The 19,221-nt window shown below is 44.9% G+C and carries 17 protein-coding genes; 4 read left to right on the top strand and 13 right to left on the bottom strand.

Going from position 1 to position 19,221, the window contains the following annotated elements; all coding sequences use genetic code 11:
• Window positions 1-127 precede the first annotated feature (127 nt).
• Window positions 128-1,066, top strand: a complete 939-nt coding sequence (locus VHA01S_RS06095) for a DMT family transporter (protein ID WP_023403477.1) — start codon at window positions 128-130, stop codon at window positions 1,064-1,066.
• Window positions 1,067-1,159: 93 nt separating this feature from the next.
• Here the strand turns inward: VHA01S_RS06095 and VHA01S_RS06090 are convergent, their stop codons facing one another.
• The 4 genes from VHA01S_RS06090 to znuA form a co-directional block, all read right to left on the bottom strand.
• Complete coding sequence (locus VHA01S_RS06090; RefSeq protein ID WP_023403476.1) at window positions 1,160-1,381, bottom strand: FeoC-like transcriptional regulator; 222 nt, start codon at window positions 1,379-1,381, stop codon at window positions 1,160-1,162.
• Window positions 1,382-1,456: 75 nt separating this feature from the next.
• Window positions 1,457-3,733, bottom strand: coding sequence for a Fe(2+) transporter permease subunit FeoB (gene feoB / locus VHA01S_RS06085; protein ID WP_023403475.1), 2,277 nt, complete (start codon window positions 3,731-3,733; stop codon window positions 1,457-1,459).
• Window positions 3,733-3,960 carry a FeoA family protein gene (locus tag VHA01S_RS06080; protein WP_023403474.1) on the bottom strand — a complete coding sequence of 76 codons (228 nt, stop codon included), beginning with the start codon at window positions 3,958-3,960 and terminating at the stop codon, window positions 3,733-3,735. The genes feoB and VHA01S_RS06080 overlap by 1 nt, the downstream gene beginning before the upstream one ends.
• Window positions 3,961-4,087: 127 nt before the next feature.
• Window positions 4,088-4,978 (bottom strand): zinc ABC transporter substrate-binding protein ZnuA, encoded by an 891-nt coding sequence (znuA, locus tag VHA01S_RS06075; protein WP_023403473.1) that lies wholly within the window; start codon window positions 4,976-4,978, stop codon window positions 4,088-4,090.
• A 161-nt stretch (window positions 4,979-5,139) separates the two neighbouring features.
• On the opposite strand from znuA, the gene znuC reads away from it, so the two are divergent.
• On the top strand, window positions 5,140-5,925 hold the full coding sequence (gene znuC / locus VHA01S_RS06070) for a zinc ABC transporter ATP-binding protein ZnuC (protein WP_023403472.1): 786 nt from the start codon (window positions 5,140-5,142) through the stop codon (window positions 5,923-5,925).
• A complete protein-coding gene (gene znuB / locus VHA01S_RS06065) occupies window positions 5,918-6,703 on the top strand; it encodes a zinc ABC transporter permease subunit ZnuB (RefSeq protein ID WP_023403471.1) in 786 nt (261 codons plus the stop codon). Before znuC ends, znuB begins: the two co-directional genes overlap by 8 nt.
• Before the next feature lie 260 nt (window positions 6,704-6,963).
• Here the strand turns inward: znuB and sucD are convergent, their stop codons facing one another.
• The 8 genes from sucD to sdhC all read right to left on the bottom strand — a co-directional run bounded on the left by sucD (window position 6,964) and on the right by sdhC (window position 16,585).
• The gene (sucD, locus tag VHA01S_RS06060; RefSeq protein ID WP_023403470.1) at window positions 6,964-7,836 is read right to left on the bottom strand and encodes a succinate--CoA ligase subunit alpha; all 873 of its coding nucleotides are present in this window, start codon (window positions 7,834-7,836) and stop codon (window positions 6,964-6,966) included.
• Window positions 7,836-9,002, bottom strand: coding sequence for an ADP-forming succinate--CoA ligase subunit beta (gene sucC / locus VHA01S_RS06055; RefSeq protein ID WP_023403469.1), 1,167 nt, complete (start codon window positions 9,000-9,002; stop codon window positions 7,836-7,838). Before sucC ends, sucD begins: the two co-directional genes overlap by 1 nt.
• Before the next feature lie 197 nt (window positions 9,003-9,199).
• Complete coding sequence (gene odhB, locus VHA01S_RS06050) at window positions 9,200-10,411, bottom strand: 2-oxoglutarate dehydrogenase complex dihydrolipoyllysine-residue succinyltransferase (RefSeq protein WP_023403468.1); 1,212 nt, start codon at window positions 10,409-10,411, stop codon at window positions 9,200-9,202.
• A gap of 13 nt (window positions 10,412-10,424) precedes the next feature.
• On the bottom strand, window positions 10,425-13,250 hold the full coding sequence (gene sucA, locus VHA01S_RS06045; protein WP_023403467.1) for a 2-oxoglutarate dehydrogenase E1 component: 2,826 nt from the start codon (window positions 13,248-13,250) through the stop codon (window positions 10,425-10,427).
• 124 nt (window positions 13,251-13,374) lie between these two features.
• Window positions 13,375-14,085 (bottom strand): succinate dehydrogenase iron-sulfur subunit, encoded by a 711-nt coding sequence (locus VHA01S_RS06040; RefSeq protein WP_023403466.1) that lies wholly within the window; start codon window positions 14,083-14,085, stop codon window positions 13,375-13,377.
• An 11-nt stretch (window positions 14,086-14,096) separates the two neighbouring features.
• On the bottom strand, window positions 14,097-15,863 hold the full coding sequence (gene sdhA / locus VHA01S_RS06035; RefSeq protein WP_023403465.1) for a succinate dehydrogenase flavoprotein subunit: 1,767 nt from the start codon (window positions 15,861-15,863) through the stop codon (window positions 14,097-14,099).
• On the bottom strand, window positions 15,864-16,211 hold the full coding sequence (gene sdhD, locus VHA01S_RS06030) for a succinate dehydrogenase, hydrophobic membrane anchor protein (RefSeq protein WP_023403464.1): 348 nt from the start codon (window positions 16,209-16,211) through the stop codon (window positions 15,864-15,866).
• Window positions 16,205-16,585: a succinate dehydrogenase cytochrome b556 subunit gene (sdhC, locus tag VHA01S_RS06025; RefSeq protein WP_021711973.1), complete on the bottom strand. Its 381-nt coding sequence runs from the start codon at window positions 16,583-16,585 to the stop codon at window positions 16,205-16,207. The genes sdhD and sdhC overlap by 7 nt, the downstream gene beginning before the upstream one ends.
• A gap of 400 nt (window positions 16,586-16,985) precedes the next feature.
• Here sdhC and VHA01S_RS06020 point away from each other — a divergent pair, with 400 nt between their 5' ends.
• Window positions 16,986-18,275: a citrate synthase gene (locus VHA01S_RS06020; protein WP_023403463.1), complete on the top strand. Its 1,290-nt coding sequence runs from the start codon at window positions 16,986-16,988 to the stop codon at window positions 18,273-18,275.
• Window positions 18,276-18,387: 112 nt separating this feature from the next.
• Here VHA01S_RS06020 and VHA01S_RS06015 read toward each other — a convergent pair whose 3' ends face one another.
• On the bottom strand, window positions 18,388-19,146 hold the full coding sequence (locus VHA01S_RS06015; protein WP_023403462.1) for a Nif3-like dinuclear metal center hexameric protein: 759 nt from the start codon (window positions 19,144-19,146) through the stop codon (window positions 18,388-18,390).
• Window positions 19,147-19,221 lie beyond the last annotated feature (75 nt).

The raw sequence follows: 19,221 nt of genomic DNA, 5'->3' as shown, positions 1-19,221 counted from the left end.
ACTATTGATATTAGTGGCCGTGCAGTTTATCGCGCCGATTGCCTAACCTCTTAGCTCTGTTCACGTATATATCAAACCAAGCACACAAGTCGATTTTGGCTTGCATGGCTTATATTTGGAGATCCTCGTGGCAGGTATTATTTTTGTTATGATCGCAGCTGGTCTTTGGGCTGCCGATACGTTATTTCGCTATCCTTTACTGGAAAGCAACAGCACCTTACAAATCGTGTTCTTTGAGCATTTAGTGTTGGTTGTCATCATTGCGCTATTGCAGATTATGGTGCCTCGGTGGCGATTTGCTTATATCAAAGGTTCGCTGTTTTCTTTTATCTTAATTGGCGTGATTGGCTCAGCGATTGGCACCCTTGCCTTTACTAAAGCCTTTACTTTGATGAATCCTACCATCGTTATTTTGCTGCAAAAGCTGCAACCTATTGTGGCGATTTCATTGTCTGTCATTTTACTCAAAGAGAAGCTGCAAAAGCACTTTTTGCTTTGGGCAAGCGTAAGTTTGCTGGGCAGTATTGTGATGATTTCACCGGATATTATGGCGTTATGGTCGGAAAATTCAGTTTGGCATTATGACCCGAAACTGGTCAGTATTTTGCTTGGGTACGGCTGTGCACTGCTCGCGGTTATAGCGTGGGGCGCATCAACGGTTTATGGACGTAAGCTGACTATGATGGGCTATAACACGATGCAAATCCTCTCTGGTCGATATACTTTTGCGCTCTTTGCTTTGACGATTGCAATGCTAGGTTATGGTGAACAATTTTCTCTTTCTCAAGGCAGTTTTAGCCACCTCTTTTATATGGTGATGCTATCAGGCTTGTTGGGGATGTTTATCTATTATAAAGGTCTAGAAAGAATACCAGCGCGCTATGGCACCATTGCTGAGCTCTTTTTCCCTGTATCGGCGGTGGTGATTAACTGGCTTGCGTTTGGCGTCACCTTAACGCCACAACAAATCGTTGGGGCGGTATTGCTTATTGGTGGCACATTGATGATAAGTCGCGAGCCAAAGCAACAACAGCAATTGGAAACTGACGTTGTTATGGCTCGATAAACAATAGACAAAAAAAAGCTAGGCAACTGTAAAAACAGTGAATGCCTAGCCGATTGGAAAATAGCGGATGTAAGTTGTGATGGTTATAACAACCTACATCTGTACGTTTAAACTAATACCTTGGTTGATGGTGTAACGTACGCCTTTTTCTTTACCTCTGATGGTATCGAACATACGCGACACTTTACCTTTCTTGATCCAGACTTGTAACATGGCATCGACGCCATCTTCAGACAAACCGAAGTGGTTAGATAACGTCACTCTATCTGTAGTGCCGTGCTCTTCAAGGTAAGCTTTGAGCTGTTGTAAAATCATAATACTGCCTTACTTCTAGGCTCTATATTTAAACGGTACTGCTGTATCGTACAATCCAATATAGAGCCTTATATCTTATACTGCGGGTTGTGGATCATCGTGCCATTGTTGTTTTCTTGCGTGGTGTTTAAGCCCTAAGAAAGTGGCAAAGCCAGCAGCAACAATACCGACAATCCAACAAGCACTTGCCACTGGATTCATGCTAAACATCATGATTTGGTAGTAAAGAACGGCACTTGAATACGCAAGTCCCATAGTCCATACCGCAATGAATTTAGCGTAGTCACGACCAAACTCTCTCACGTATGCGCCAAGTGCGGCCACACATGGTGTGTACATCAGGATGAAGAGTAAGTAAGCAAATGCCGCATGACCTGACAAGAATTTACTTTGTAGGTTGGCGAATACTGACTGATCAACATCTTGCTCATCGGCAGCAACTGCTGTGTCATTCAACTCACCGACTTCAATGCCTAGCGGATCACTAAAGCTTAGACCGGATAAGTTTTCAGGAATAGACATCACCGCTTCTTTTAAGCTACCGACTAAATCATATTCAGCGCCTTCGTCCGCTGGAGATGCGTAAAGGTTATTTAGCGTACCTACTACCGCTTCTTTAGCAAAAATACCCGTCACAATACCGACTGTTGCAGCCCAGTTATCTTCTTTGATACCCATAGGAGCAAATACAGGTGTGATAACTTGCGCCACTTTCGATAACGCTGACGCTTCGCTGTCTTGGTTACCAAAGCTGCCATCGGTGCCGATAGAGTTTAGGAAACTTAGGATAGTGACCACGATAACGATGGTTTTACCTGCGCCAAAGACAAAGCGTTTTAGTTTCTGCCAAGTTTTGATAATCACATTACGTAGACGAGGGATTTCATAATCCGTCATTTCCATAATAAAGCTATCGTTGCCACCCGGATAAATCGTGTGTTTTAGCACAAGTCCGGTAAAGACGGCTGCTAGAATACCAATGATGTACAGAGCAAATACTACGTTTTGTCCAGCGCTTGGGAAAAACGCGGCTGCAAATAATGCGTAAACCGGTAGACGAGCACCACAAGACATAAATGGCGCCATTGAAGCTGCTAGGCGACGCTCACGCTCTTGGTCCAGTGTACGGCTTGCCATGATAGCTGGCACGTTACAACCAAAGCCTAAAACAAGCGGTACAAACGCTTTACCCGGCAGACCGACTTTTTGCATCACTTTATCTAATACAAAAGCGGCGCGAGACATGTAACCTGAACCTTCGAGAAGAGTCAGGAACAAATACAAACCCGCTATCACAGGAATAAAGGTAGCAACAGTTTGAATACCGCCGCCGATACCATCAGCAAGAACAGTCACTAGCCATTGTGGTAGCAAAGGATCAAGCAAATGGTGAGTACCATCGACCAGTACTGCGCCAAATGAGATATCAAAGAAATCGATGAATGCTCCACCAATATTAATGGCAAACATAAACATCAAATACATGACGCAGAAGAACAATGGAATACCTACCCATTTATTCAACACGACAGCATCAATACGCTCACTCAAACGACGAGTGATTTTACCTTCCGTGATTCTAAAAGATTTGGTCAACTCGTGTAGGAAGGTAAATTTTACATCGGCAATGTGCAGGTCAATATCCAGATCCAACGAGTGACGAGCTTGAGCCACAATGTCTTTTACTTCAGAAGAAACGTTGTTTAAAACCAGTTTATCGTCTTCTAATGCACGAATCGCCAGAGCGCGCTCATCCACCATTTCATTGGTGAATTGTGAACGAATATCCTCTGCAACCGCTTCAAATTCAGCACCGTAATCAAGTGCTAACGGTTCAACTTCAATACCTTCAGCCAACATGCTATGCAGGTCTGCTTTTAGTTTATTCACTTCGTTTTCACGAGTTGCCGTCACCGTCAGAACTGGACAACCTAATGCTTTAGATAAGCCTTTCGTGTTAACTTTTTGACCATTTCGAGCTAGCGCATCCATTTTATTTAGGATAACGACCATAGGTCGGCCTAGCTCTCTTAATTGCAAAGTTACGTACAAGCTGCGCTCTAGGCAACTTGCATCAATGACGTTCACAATCACATCTGCAGGTGTAGAAAGAACGGCGCGAGAGGCAATCGTTTCGTCCACACTGTTAGTATCGTTACCGCTGTCTAAAGCATAAATACCTGGCAAATCAGTAAGGCTGAACTCAGCCCCAGCTAAAGAATAGACACCGACTTTTTTCTCAACTGTAACACCGGCCCAGTTACCTACTTTTTGGTTTGCTCCGGTAAAAGCATTAAAAAGTGTTGTTTTACCGCTGTTTGGGTTACCAACGGTTAAAATCGAGTAGTCCATTAGTTAACCTCTACCGTAATTTGATTGGCAGTAGATTTACGAATAGCAACACTTACATCTCGAATTCTGACTTGCAACGGGTCGCCCATTGGAGCTTTACGAATGAGTGTTACTGCTGTATTCGGCAGTAGTCCCATGACCATTAATTTTTTTCTAGTCGAATTATCTAGTTGTTTTAAAGAGCAAATATTTGCTTGTTGCCCAACTGTGAGCTCTGATAGTTTCATAATCTAAATACCAATTATTATCATTTGCATAAAATGTATCATACATTCTTACAAATTTATTTGTTTTAAATCAAAAAAAAGCGCCCTATAGAGAGGACGCTTTATCATTCATTCGTTTCACCTGAAGCTACTTCAAACAAGTCTCAAATTGTTGAGACAGTTGTTTTAGGAACGTAAAATAAGCGCCTGGTCTTTCTTCTACATCGGTCGCTAGTGGATCTAATTCACCAGAATTAACATGACTACCACGAGTCACTGTTTCAATTACCGCTGGAGTGTACTGTGGTTCACTAAAGACACAATATACGTCGCCTTTTGCTAGGCGTGTTTTAATTTCAATTAGGGTTTTTGCACCCGGTTTTCTTTCTGGACTCACGGTAAAGTGACCTAAATGGTTCAAACCGAAGTAATCTTCAAAATAACCGTAACCATCATGGAAGACATAGTAACCATGACCTTTGACTGATTTTAACTTAGTGCTAATTTCAGAGGTTGTTAGTTGTAAGTTGTTTAAGAAGTTATCAAGATTCACCGCATAACGAGCGGCGTTTTGTGGATCCATTTCGCTCAATTTATTCGCAATCGCCTTCGCCACAACAGCCACGTGTTTTGGACCTAACCAAAAATGCGGGTCTGTATTGCCATGATGATGCCCAGCATGTGAACCATGATCATGGTGATGCTCATGCCCTTCAGCAAAGTGACGAAGATCCAAACCAGAAATTGTGCTAATAGTTAAAGTGTTTGATTGGTCTTTCACGACTGCTGTCATAAAGCTTTCTAGATCCGGTCCAAACCAAATCACTAAATCTGCATTGCGAAGTTTTTTCACATCAGATGGGCGTAAGGAATAGTCATGTGGAGACATCGCCGTCCCCAATAGAGCTGAAGAAGTCCCGATGTTAGTCGTGATCTCTTGAGTGATAAGATGTATCGGTTTGATACTACTTACAACTTCTATCGCTTGAGCGTTATTAATAAACGCAAACGATAACAAGCACAGCAATATACGTTTCATTGATGTGTTCCATTATATTAGAGAAATTTTAGCGCAGATGTTACATTATAACACTCAGGTAGAGCAAATGAATAATATGATTGCAAAAATGGTAAAAAGAAGCTCTTTCAATTAATGAGAAGATACTCATTGCATAACAACTAGATACAGGCCCACTCACTATGACCCAAATCGTCACATTAAAAGACGTGACCGTTCAATTTAATCAACGTAAGGTTTTGGACAACATCAGTCTTTCAATCAACGAGTCTGAGATCACCACTTTAGTTGGCCCCAATGGCGCAGGTAAATCGACCTTAGTCAAAGTGATATTAGGAATACACAAAAAGTATCAAGGGAAAGTCACTAAGGCCCATAAATTAAGAATTGGCTATGTACCGCAAAAGTTGCATTTAAACGAGACACTGCCGTTAACTGTGGATCGCTTTTTACGTCTTGCCGGAAAATACAGTCAACAAGAACGCCAAGAGGCGCTGGCACTGGTTGGGGCAAGTCATCTTATCCATTTAGATATACATAAATTATCTGGCGGCGAAACCCAACGAGTATTGATCTCTAGAGCACTATTAATTCGCCCGCAATTACTGGTATTAGATGAGCCAGCGCAAGGGGTGGATGTACAAGGGCAAATTGATCTGTACAACCTTATTGATACCATACGCCACCGCTTTGGTTGTGCGGTATTTATGATCTCGCACGATTTACACCTCGTAATGGCTAAAACCGACAATGTCATTTGTTTGCAGCATCATATTTGCTGTTCGGGTTCACCCTTAGCGATTTCCAGTCACCCTAGTTATTTAAAAATGTTTGGCGGCGCCCCTGAAGCCAGCTTGGCACTGTATCGCCACCAGCACGACTACCATCACCACGACTTATCCGGCGACCCTGTCTCTGGGGATATTAATACCTGCCACCACCATAAACACGGACACCAACATGATTGAGTTTTTACTGCCTTCGATACTTGCAGGGTTAGGCATCGCCATTATTGCAGGCCCGCTAGGCTCTTTCGTTGTATGGCGAAAAATGGCCTATTTTGGCGATACCCTCGCCCACGCCTCGCTAATGGGTTTAGCGCTGGGCTTTTTGTTTGATGTAAATCTTTATCTCGCCTTGGTTGTTTGCTGTTTGACATTGGGCGTTATTTTAGTGGCATTACAACGCCAACAAATGGTGGCAACCGATACTTTACTTGGGATATTAGCGCATAGTTCATTATCACTGGGCTTAATTGCAGTCAGTTTTCTGGACAATGTTCGTGTTGATTTAATGGGATATCTATTTGGGGATTTACTGGCGGTAAATTCACAAGATGTGATGTTTATTTTTGTTGGGGTGGCTATTGTGATGCTACTGCTCGTAAGCTTTTGGCGTCCCCTACTTTCAAGTACAGTAAACGAGGAGTTAGCGGCGATTGAGGGCGTTAATATTTCGCTGATGCGTCTGCTCACTATGTTGATGATAAGTTTGGTGATTGCGGTAGGCATGAAGTTTGTTGGCGCACTTATTATCACCTCCTTGCTGATTATACCGGCGGCAACAGCACGACGTTTTTCTAAGAGCCCTGAGCAAATGGCAGTCATGGCATCGGTTATTGGCGGAATATGCGTCCTATCGGGACTAAGCCTTTCTTGGCAATATGACACCCCTGCTGGCCCATCGGTTGTGGTTAGCGCTGCGCTGCTGTTCCTCTTAGTTCAGCTTAAACCGCAAAATAATTAGTATTATACCAATCACACTAAGTAAGTGTTCAGAACTAGCGCAGGGAAAATGCTCGAGAACAAGGCAGAATTTTTCGATAAGTAGTTATTCTACAATCAAAAATTCTAACACCGTTATCGAGCATTTTAACAAGCTAGAATGACCAGTTATTTAGTACGATTGGTATTACTTCTCAATAAATCGAATCCAAACAAAAAGCCTCTGATGGGAACATCAGAGGCTTCTATTACAGTTCTCTTTTAGTAGAGCAAGTTATCTCATTACCAGCCGGTAATTTCGCGTAGCCCTTGACCAATATCGGCCAGGCTTTTCACGGTTTTAACACCAGCGGCTTCCAATGCTTGGAATTTATCTTCAGCAGTACCTTTACCACCTGAGATAATGGCCCCTGCGTGGCCCATACGCTTACCAGGAGGCGCTGTCACACCTGCGATATACGATACTACAGGTTTAGTGACGTGCTCTTTAATGTAAGCGGCAGCTTCTTCTTCCGCTGTGCCACCAATTTCACCAATCATCACAATAGCTTCAGTTTCAGGGTCTTGTTCAAACAGCTTTAAGATGTCGATAAAGTTAGACCCCGGAATTGGGTCGCCGCCGATACCGACACAAGTAGACTGACCAAAGCCTTCATCTGTGGTTTGCTTAACCGCTTCATAAGTCAAGGTGCCAGAACGCGACACAATGCCCACTTTGCCTTTCTTATGAATGTGACCTGGCATGATGCCAATCTTACACTCATCAGGAGTGATGACGCCCGGACAGTTAGGACCAATCATCACTACGCCCGCTTCGTCTAAGCGCACTTTAACGTCAAGCAAATCCAGTGTTGGGATGCCTTCAGTGATCGTAACAATCAGCTTAATGCCTGCATCAATGGCTTCTAAAATGGCATCTTTACAAAACGGCGCTGGCACATAAATTACAGAGGCTGTCGCACCGGTTGTGTCTACCGCTTCACGCACGGTATTGAACACAGGTAAACCAAGATGTGTTTGACCGCCTTTACCCGGAGAAACACCGCCGACCATTTGCGTGCCGTACTCAAGTGCTTGTTCTGAGTGGAACGTACCTTGACCGCCAGTAAAACCTTGGCAGATAACTTTAGTCTCTTTGTTAATTAATACAGACATTATTTGCCCTCCGCTGCAGCTACAACTTTTTCTGCTGCTTCAGTCAGAGAGTTTGCAGCAATAATGTTTAGACCACTTTCCGCCAGTTTCTTCGAGCCTAAAGGTGCATTGTTGCCCTCTAAACGAACCACAACTGGCACCTCTACACCCACTTCTTCAACGGCGCCGATAATACCGTCAGCAATTAAGTCACAACGAACAATACCGCCAAAGATATTCACTAGAACGGCTTTTACATTGCTGTCAGAAAGGATGATTTTGAAGGCTTCTGTTACGCGCTCTTTGGTTGCGCCGCCGCCCACATCAAGGAAGTTTGCTGGTTGTCCGCCGTGCAAGTTTACGATATCCATCGTACCCATCGCTAAGCCTGCACCGTTCACCATACAGCCAATGCTGCCATCAAGAGCTACATAGTTAAGCTCCCATTGCGCTGCGTGTGCTTCTCGCTCATCTTCTTGGGATGGGTCGTGCATTTCACGCAGTTTTGGTTGGCGGTACATTGCATTGGAATCGATGTTGATTTTACCGTCTAGACACAGCAGGTTATCTTCTGCGGTGATCACTAGCGGGTTAATTTCCAATAACGCTAAATCGTACTGTGCAAACATGTTGCCCAGACCTAAGAAGATCTTAACGAATTGTTTAATTTGATCGCCTTTAAGACCTAACTTAAACGCCAGCTCACGACCTTGATAAGACTGAGGCCCTACCAATGGATCGATAGCCGCTTTATGAATCAACTCTGGCGTCTCTTCCGCAATCTTTTCAATATCTACGCCACCTTCAGTGGATGCCATAAATACAATGCGACGTGAAGCGCGATCAACAACCGCACCTAGGTACAATTCGTTGGCAATGTTTGAGGCTTCTTCGACTAAGATTTTAGTGACGGGTTGGCCATTAGCGTCTGTCTGATAAGTCACTAGGTTTTGACCTAGCCACTTTTGCGCAAATTCTTTTACGCCTTCTTTGGTATCATGCAACTCAACGCCGCCCGCTTTACCGCGACCCCCAGCATGTACTTGGCATTTAACCACTTTTTTTGCTGTGCTAATGCGCCCAGCTGCTTCAAATGCTTCTTGTGCTGTATTGCAGGCATACCCCTCAGGTACAGGTAACCCAAATTCAGCAAATAATTGCTTAGCCTGATATTCATGCAAATTCATTAGTATCTTCCATTTTAATTTGTCAGTGATAACAAGGTCATCACCTTCATTATTTCCTCATGCTAAAAGAGAGCTTTAGCAGGTGTGTAGGGGTACTTCTTTGTCTATGACTCAAATGCTAATTGCGATAAATGCCATATTTACCACGACTAATATAAGGTCAAAATAAGGGCGCCAACTGGCACCCTTAATTCTAATTAAACATCAAGTAGAAGACGCGCTGGATCTTCTAGTAGCTCCTTGATTGTGACCAAGAAACCAACCGACTCACGACCATCAATTAAGCGATGGTCATAGGACAGTGCCAAATACATCATTGGCAAGATTTCAACTTTGCCATTGACTGCCATTGGGCGATCTTGGATTTTGTGCATGCCCAAAATAGCGGCTTGCGGTGGGTTGATGATCGGTGTCGACATCAATGAACCAAATACGCCGCCGTTGGTGATAGTAAAGTTACCACCCATCAACTCGTCGACTGTCAATTTTCCGTCACGACCTTTAATAGCAAGATCTTTGATGCCCTTCTCGATATCAGCAAAACCCAATGTGTCACAGTCTTTTAGAACTGGGGTCACTAGGCCGCGCGGAGTTGATACCGCCATGCTAATGTCAAAGTAGTTGTGGTAAACAATGTCATCGCCATCAATAGAAGCGTTCACTTCTGGGTAGCGTTTTAGTGCTTCAGTAACGGCTTTCACATAGAAAGACATAAAGCCTAAACGGGTATCATGGCGCTTTTCAAAAGAGTCTTTGTATTGCGCACGCAGATCCATGATTGGTTTCATGTTCACTTCGTTAAACGTGGTCAACATGGCCGTGCTGTTTTTCGCTTCCAGTAGACGTTTTGCTACCGTCTTACGCAGGCGTGTCATTGGTACACGTTTTTGACTGCGAGCCGTCGCCGGCGCTTCAATTGGCGCAGCCGCTGGTGCTTCTGGAGCCGCTTTCTTAGCATTAGCCAAGTGCGCGTCCACATCTTCACGAGTGATACGACCGCCAACACCTGTACCTTTCACATCCGAAGGGTTCAAGCTGTGCTCTGCAAGTAAGCGTCTTACCGCAGGACTCAAGGCTTCGTTGCTTTCTTCAGTCAATGTCGCTTTATGGCGTTTGTCTGGAGAGGCTTCAGTGGCTTCGGTTGAGTCTTTGGTTGGCTCACCGGCTACCGCGCCTGGTTTGATTTTGGCAAGAAGCTGCTTGGCAAGTACCGTTGCACCTTCTTCTTCTAGGACTTCTTCAAGCACACCGGCTTCTGGAGCTGGCACTTCAAGGACAACTTTATCAGTTTCAATATCCACTAATACGTCATCACGCTCTACTCTATCGCCAGGCTTTTTGTGCCATGTTGCAACGGTAGCATCTGCAACTGATTCAGGTAAATCAGGAACCAGAATTTCAATTGTCATTTGTTGGGCTTCCTTATTCTTCTAGTTCTTTATCAATTGTAAGAGCGTCATCGATTAACGCTTTCTGTTGTTTCAAGTGCACTGACATGTAACCCACAGCGGGTGATGCTGACGCTGGGCGACCGGCATAATTCAAAGTGGTGTTAAATGGCGTTGCTGCGCGGAAGTTGTGTTGGCTTGAATACCAAGCACCTTGGTTTTGAGGCTCTTCCTGACACCAAACGTAATCGGTCACTTGCGGGTAAATAGAGATTACTTCACGCAAATCTGCGATTGGGAATGGGTACAACTGTTCAATACGAACAATCGCCACATCATCAATTTCACGTTTACGTCGTTCATCCAGAAGGTCGAAATACACTTTACCCGAACAGAACACCACACGGCGTACTTTAGACGGTTCAAGATCATCCACTTCAGGAATACAAGGTTGGAACGTACCTTCCGCTAAATCTTCTAACGACGACACACACAATGGGTGACGCAGTAAAGATTTAGGAGACATCACAATCAAAGGACGGCGCATTGGGCGAACCACTTGGCGGCGCAACATGTGATACACCTGCGCTGGAGTTGATGGCACAACCACTTGCATGTTTTGTTCCGCACACAGCTGTAAATAACGCTCTAGACGTGCTGAGGAGTGCTCAGGACCTTGACCTTCATAACCGTGTGGCAGCAGTAAGGTAATACCACATAAGCGGTTCCACTTTTGCTCACCCGAGGAGATGAATTGGTCAATCACTACCTGTGCACCGTTGGCAAAGTCACCAAACTGTGCTTCCCAGATAGTCAGGCCGCCCGGCTCTGCGGTGGTATAGCCGTATTCAAATGCCAATACTGCTTCTTCAGACAATACTGAGTCAAAGACTTGGAATGGCCCTTGTTTGTCATGAATGTTGGCAAGTGGCACGTACGTGCTCGCATCACCTTGGTTGTGCAATACTGCGTGACGGTGGAAGAAAGTACCACGGCCCGAGTCTTGCCCTGAGATGCGGATACGCTTGCCATCGTCAACGATAGTGGCATATGCCAATGTTTCCGCCATGCCCCAGTCAATGGCTTTTTCGCCTTCAACCATGGCTTTACGGTCGTTATATAACTTGTTAACGCGGCTTTGCAATTGGTGGCTATCAGGATAATCGCACACTTTTTTGCCTAGCTCTTTTAAACGAGTCAGCTCTAATTTGCTGTCCCACTCAATATCCCATTCATGGCCAATATAAGGAGACCAATCCACAGAATGCAGAGCCATCGGGCGCCACTCTTTAACCACCACTTCACCGTGGTCGAGAGCATCACGATATTCATTCACCAGTTGCGTGGCGGTATCGATGCCAATCTCATCACGCTCCATCATCACATCAGCGTATAGCTTACGTGGCGTTGGGTGCTTTTTGATTTTTTGATACATCAATGGCTGAGTTGCGTTTGGCTCATCGGCTTCGTTGTGACCATGGCGGCGGTAACATACCAAGTCAATCACTACATCACGCTTAAAGGTGTTGCGGTAATCAAGAGCGATACGAGTGACAAAAGCCACCGCTTCTGGATCATCGGCATTCACGTGGAATATCGGCGCCTGTACCATCTTCGCGATATCGGTACAGTACATAGTAGAGCGAGTATCTCTAGGGTTCGACGTAGTAAAACCAATTTGGTTATTCACTACAATTCGCACCGTACCGCCCACTTGGAAACCGCGTGCTTGAGACATGTTAAATGTCTCTTGTACCACCCCTTGTCCGGCAATCGCCGAATCACCGTGAATGGTGATAGGTAATACTTTTGACCCGTCTTTATCTGCCAGACGGTCTTGACGAGCACGTACTGAGCCGATAACTACTGGGTTTACAATCTCTAAGTGAGATGGGTTAAAGGCCAACGCTAAGTGAACGTTACCACCGGGAGTAGCAAAGTCTGCGGAGAAACCTTGGTGATATTTCACGTCACCGGTACCCCAAGTCTCATCGTGCTTACCGGCAAACTCATCAAACAAGTCTTGCGGTTTTTTACCTAGCACGTTGACCAGCATATTCAAACGGCCACGGTGAGCCATGCCTACAACCACCTCACGCATACCACTACGGCCTGCATGACGAATTAACTCTTTGGTCATAGGAATCAGCGCATCACCACCTTCTAGAGAGAAGCGTTTCGCACCGGGGAATTTAGCACCAAGATAGCGTTCTAAACCTTCTGCCGCTGTGAGCTCGTCAAGATAAGTGATTTTCTCTTCTAATGAGAATTCCGGCTGAGATTGAACGGATTCAAGACGCTGCTGAACCCAACGCTTTTGCTCTGTGTTGGTCATGTGCATGTATTCTGCACCGACTGAACCACAGTAAGTCTTGTTGAGCGCTTTATAGAGGTCTTTCAACTGCATGGTTTCTTGCGCGACCGCAAAAGAACCGACGTTGAAATTTTCGTTGAGATCATCTTGTGTGAGATTATGGAACGCAGGGTCCAGTTCAGGCTGAACTGGGCGTTGCCATAAACCTAACGGATCTAGGTTAGCCGCTTGATGGCCTCTAAATCGATAGGCGTTAATAAGTTGCAAAACCCTTACTTGTTTCGCATCGACATCAGGATCACTTACTTGGACACTATAATGCTTAGTCTCTTGTGCGAGTCGGCGAAAGTAGTCACGGACGCGAGTATGGGATTGCTCCCCTTGTTCTGATGCTTGCACAGGCAGTTCATCAAATACGCGTTTCCATTCCTCACTCACCAAGTCTGGATCACTGAGATAAAGTTCGTAGAGTTCTTCTACGTACGTTGCATTGGCGCCAGCCAAGTGTGAAGACTCGAGCCATGCCTTCATCACACTGTTATGCATATATTCCCTTAATCTGTAGATTAATACTTGTTGTTTCGGTCTTTGCCGAACTTATCTTCAACCCAAAAAGGTTGGCTACAACAGGCTTAACAGTAAACCTCGAAAAGCCCGTAATTTCAATAATCTAAACCGAACGATTGACTAACATCGTTTTGATATGCCCAATCGCTTTGGTCGGGTTTAACCCCTTAGGACATACACTGACACAATTCATGATGCCATGACAACGGAAAACACTGAATGCATCGTCTAAACTGCTTAGTCGCTCATCAGTTGCCGTATCTCGGCTATCAATTAACCAACGATAAGCCGCTAGTAGGCCCGCAGGACCGATGAACTTGTCCGGATTCCACCAGAAAGATGGGCACGATGTGGTACAACACGCACACATAATGCATTCATATAATCCATCCAAATGTGCACGCTCTTCTGGCAACTGTTTGTGCTCACGTGACGGAGGTAATTCGCCATCAGAAATCAAAAACGGCTTCACTTTGGCGTAGTTGTCGTAAAACTGTGTCATGTCGACAATCAGATCACGTACCACTGGTAATCCAGGTAATGGACGAATGGTCAGCGTGTCCCCTTTCAATGCAGAAAGTGGCGTAATACACGCAAGACCATTTTTACCATTCATGTTTAAACCGTCACTGCCACACACACCCTCACGACAAGAGCGGCGGAAGGAAAGCGAAGGGTCTTGTTCTTTCAACAAGATCAGTGCATCAAGCACCATCATGTCCGAGCCTTCTTCCACCTCTAGGGCGTACTGTTTCATGTAAGGTTTGCTGTCCACATCTGGGTTATAGCGATAGACAGAAAAATTCAGGTTCATATCTCGCTCCCTTAATAGGTTCTAGCTTTCGGTGGAAACGCTTCACGATGTACAGGTTCCATATTCACATCACGCTTAGACATACTTTCCGTTTCTGGATTGTAAATTGAATGACATAGCCACTGCGAATCATCGCGGTCTGGATAATCAAAGCGGGCGTGTGCGCCACGGCTTTCTGTACGGTAGTTAGCAGCAACCGCAGTTGCTACAGCGGTTTCCATCAAGTTATCAAGTTCGAGACACTCAATACGCTGCGTATTGAACTCTGTGGATTTATCGCTAAGGTGCGCATCTTGCAGACGCTCACGGATAACTCGCAGTTCTTCAAGTCCCGTTGCCATCGCTTCACCTTCACGGAATACCGAGAAGCTGTTTTGCATGCAACTTTGCATATCTTTACGGATTTGCGCTGGGTCTTCACCACGGGTGCTGTTCTCCCAACGCATAGTACGCGCCAAAGAGGCTTCAAGATCGGACTCAGATACTGGGCGAGCTTCAGATTGTGCATCTAAGGTATCGCCTAGGTGTAAACCTGTTGCGCGACCAAACACCACTAAATCAAGCAATGAGTTTCCGCCAAGTCGGTTTGCACCGTGTACCGATACTGAGGCGATTTCGCCACAAGCAAACAGACCTTGCACTTCCACGTCTTGTCCGTTGTCATCAAGCTTAATCGCTTGACCGGAAACTTGAGTCGGAACGCCGCCCATCATGTAGTGACAGGTTGGGATAACAGGAATCGGTTCTTTCACAGGATCTACGTGGGCAAAGGTACGTGATAGCTCACAAATACCCGGCAGACGTGACTCGAGTACGTCTTTACCTAAATGGTCCATCTTCAGTTTGATGTGAGGTCCCCAAGGGCCATCACAACCACGGCCTTCACGAATCTCGATCATCATCGAACGCGCTACAACATCACGACCGGCTAAGTCTTTCGCATTCGGTGCATAACGCTCCATAAAGCGTTCGCCATCTTTATTAAGAAGATAACCGCCCTCACCGCGACACCCTTCGGTCACAAGTACGCCAGCACCTGCGATTCCGGTTGGGTGGAATTGCCACATTTCCATGTCTTGCATCGGTACGCCAGCACGCAGCGCCATACCTACGCCATCACCAGTGTTGATGTGTGCGTTAGTAGTAGAAGAATAAATACGCCCTGCGCCGCCAGTAGCTAAAATAGTGGCCTTCGACTTGAAGTAACACATCTCGCCAGTTTCCATGCAGATTGCGGTACAACCCATCACTACGCCATCTTGGTTTTTCACCAAATCAAGGGCGTACCATTCGCTGAAAATCGTGGTTTTGTATTTGATGTTTTGTTGGTAAAGCGTGTGCAACAAGGCATGACCGGTACGGTCAGCAGCGGCGGCAGTACGCGCGGCTTGCTCACCACCAAACTGTTTTGATTGGCCGCCAAACGGACGTTGATAAATAGAACCGTCTTCAAAGCGAGAAAATGGCAAACCCATTTTTTCTAGCTCGATGACAGATTCTGGGCCGTTCTTACACATGTATTCGATGGCGTCTTGGTCACCAATGTAGTCCGACCCTTTTACCGTGTCGTACATGTGCCATTGCCAGTTGTCTTCGTGAGAGTTACCAAGAGCAACGGTGATACCACCTTGCGCTGATACGGTGTGAGAACGTGTCGGAAATACTTTTGATAGTAATGCGCAAGTTAACCCTTGCTCAGAGATTTGTAGTGCTGCGCGCATACCTGCACCACCAGCACCAATGACAACAGCGTCAAATTCGCGAACTGGAATTGTCATTTATGCCCCCCAAAGAATAAATAGGCCAGAGAAGAAATAACCAAATAGCACCGCAACAAGGACCAGTTGCAGGCTGCCGCGGAGCAGCGTTGGTTTAATATAATCAGTTAATACCTGCCACACTCCAATCCACGCATGAATAAGAATGCAAAACAGGGCAATCATGGTAAACACCTTGGTGAACAGTCCACCGAAGAAGTGTGTCCACTGCAAATAACCTATGTCGCCAGTAAATAAGAAGAAGCCACATAGATAAATGGTGTATAGGGTCAAGATGATTGCTGTTGCACGAACCAACAAGAAATCATGGACGCCATTACGCCCTACGGAAGAAATAGGATTTACCATACAATTACCCCCGCAACGATTGCTAGTACGCCTGTCACAATAAAGGAGATTTGCGCACTTTTTGCGCCGCTCTCTAATTCTTCAAAGTAACCTAGGTCTTGGCAAAGATGTCGAATACCGCCCACGATATGATAGAAAAGTGCAGTCAGTATTCCCCACAAAATAAATTTGACGAAGAAGCCATCCACGTAACTGGCCGCCTCCATAAATCCTTTTGGTGATGATAGAGAAATAGAAAGTAACCAAAGCAAAATCCCTACAGCGACAAAGGTAATAACACCAGATACCCTGTGCAGAATCGAAGCAATGGCAGTGATTGGGAAATGAATCGTTTGCAGATCCAAATTGACGGGTCTTGTTTTTTTCTTGTCCACGGCGTGCTCTCTCAGCTCCTTTGAACAGTTACAAATCGTAAACAATTGAGCTTTCTTAGCAAAAACTTAACAAAAGCTTACATAAGTTAGGGTTAAACCTAATTATTTTGTCACTTTAATCCTCTATAACTTAGAACTACCTCCCACTAACTAAAAGTAGTGATAGAGATAACTCAATGATATAGCTTTTAATTCACCGCCACTATAACGTTTGTTAACAATGGCACACAATATTATTAACAAATTTTGTTACATAGGCCTGATTTTTAGTTATTCTACTTATAGAAATCGAGACAAGTGCACACAAAAAGCTATATAAATTGACTTCTAGTGCGAACACCAGTACAAATTTGGTGCACCATTGAATCAAGATGGAAAATAAATAACAAAGGAGAATGTTATGGCAGATAAGCAAGCGACTCTGACTATTGAGGGTCAAGCGCCTATCGAATTGCCGATTATGAAGGGAACCGATGGCCCAGACGTGATCGATGTTCGTACATTAGGAAGCCAAGGGTATTTCACCTTTGACCCTGGTTTTCTTGCCACCGCATCTTGTGAATCTCAAATCACCTACATCGATGGCGACGCTGGTATTTTATTACACCGCGGCTATCCAATCGATGAATTAGCAAACAACGCAGATTATTTAGAAGTTTGTTATATTTTGCTCTACGGAGAAGCACCCACTCGCGAAAAATACGATAACTTTAAGAAGATTGTTGGACGCCATACTATGGTGCATGAACAAATCGCCAGCTTCTTTCATGGTTTCCGTCGCGACGCGCACCCGATGGCAGTAATGTGTGGGGTAGTAGGAGCATTAGCGGCCTTCTATCACGATTCACTTGACGTTAACAATGATGAACACCGCGAAATTGCAGCGTTTAGATTACTATCTAAAATGCCTACACTTGCGGCAATGTGCTACAAATACAGCATAGGTCAGCCGTTTATTTATCCACGAAATGACCTTACTTATGCAGAAAACTTCTTACACATGATGTTTGCAAACCCATGTGAAGAATACGAAGTTAACCCTGTGGTTGCTCGTGCAATGGATAAGATTTTCACTCTGCACGCCGACCATGAGCAAAACGCCTCTACGTCGACCGTTCGTTTAGCGGGCTCTTCTGGCGCTAACCCATTTGCTTGTATTGCCGCGGGTATTGCCTCTTTATGGGGACCGGCACACGGCGGCGCAAATGAAGCGTGTCTGCATATGCTTGAAGAAATAGGCAGCGTTGACAACATTGAAGAATATGTTGCTAGAGCAAAAGATAAAGATGACCCATTCCGTTTGATGGGCTTTGGTCACCGCGTTTACAAAAACTACGATCCTCGCGCAACGGTAATGCGCGAAGCATGTCACGATGTGCTTAAAGAGCTAGACATCAAAGATCCTCTGCTAGATGTCGCAATGGAACTGGAACGTATTGCGCTTTCTGATGAATACTTTGTGGAGAAGAAACTCTACCCGAACGTAGATTTCTACTCAGGTATTATTCTAAAAGCCATCGGTATTCCTGTATCTATGTTTACCGTTATCTTTGCCATCTCACGTACTGTGGGTTGGATTGCACATTGGAGCGAAATGCACGACGATCCGAATAACCGTATCGGCCGACCTCGTCAGTTGTACACAGGTGAAACTAAGCGCGGCTTTAAGCCACTTCACGAACGTGAATAATGTCAGCTAAAAATTGCGCTGCTTACGCTATGATTTAGTACAAGCAGTTCGAATAGAAAAGGCTTGAACACTATGTTCAAGCCTTTCTTTTTATTACACTATTTAAACCCAATTATACTGGGTTATTAATATCAACAAAGGTAACCTCAAAACCGTATTGCTCTGCCAACCACTCGCCTAACGCTTTAATACCATAACGCTCAGTGGCATGATGCCCCGCCGAAAAATAATGAATGCCCTGCTCACGCGCCACAAATGTTGTTCGCTCTGAAATTTCCCCAGAAATAAACGCATCCAGTTGATGATCTGCGGCAAGTTGAATGTAATCCTGACCGCCACCAGTACACCAACCTACACTTTCAATCATTTTATCGGCAAAGTCAGGCGCAATATGCAAAGGTTCACGATTGAGCACTTGCGCAATACGCTGCGCAAATTCCGCGCCAGTGACAGGCGATTTTAGACGTCCATACAGCGCGACAGATTGAGCGTGCCCTTCAAGGCCCCCTTCAATCTCAATATCCAACAGCTCAGCTAATTTTGCATTGTTGCCTAGCTCAGGATGAATATCTAAAGGTAGATGGTAGCCATAAAGGTTAATATCATTTTTGATCAGTGCACGAATACGACGCCCTTTCATACCCACTATCGGCTCAGGTTCGCCTTTCCAAAAATAACCGTGATGCACCAACAGTGCATCCGCATTAAGTCGAATAGCTTCATCAATTAACGCTTGGGATGCAGTCACTCCAGTGACTATTTTTTTGATATTTTCAGTCCCCTCTACTTGCAATCCATTCGGCGCACAATCTTTAATTTGTTGGGCACTTAGTTTGTCGTTTAGCAGTGTTTGCAATTTTAAATTGTTCATTTCTATTCCAAATATTTGAAAATGCATCGGATATGTAGCAAGTTAAATAGACCATCCTTGACAGGTTTGTATCTC

It is taken from the genome of Vibrio halioticoli NBRC 102217 (assembly GCF_000496695.1).
GTDB classification, from domain to species: domain Bacteria; phylum Pseudomonadota; class Gammaproteobacteria; order Enterobacterales; family Vibrionaceae; genus Vibrio; species Vibrio halioticoli.
This window is presented reverse-complemented; position numbering and strand designations above follow the sequence as displayed.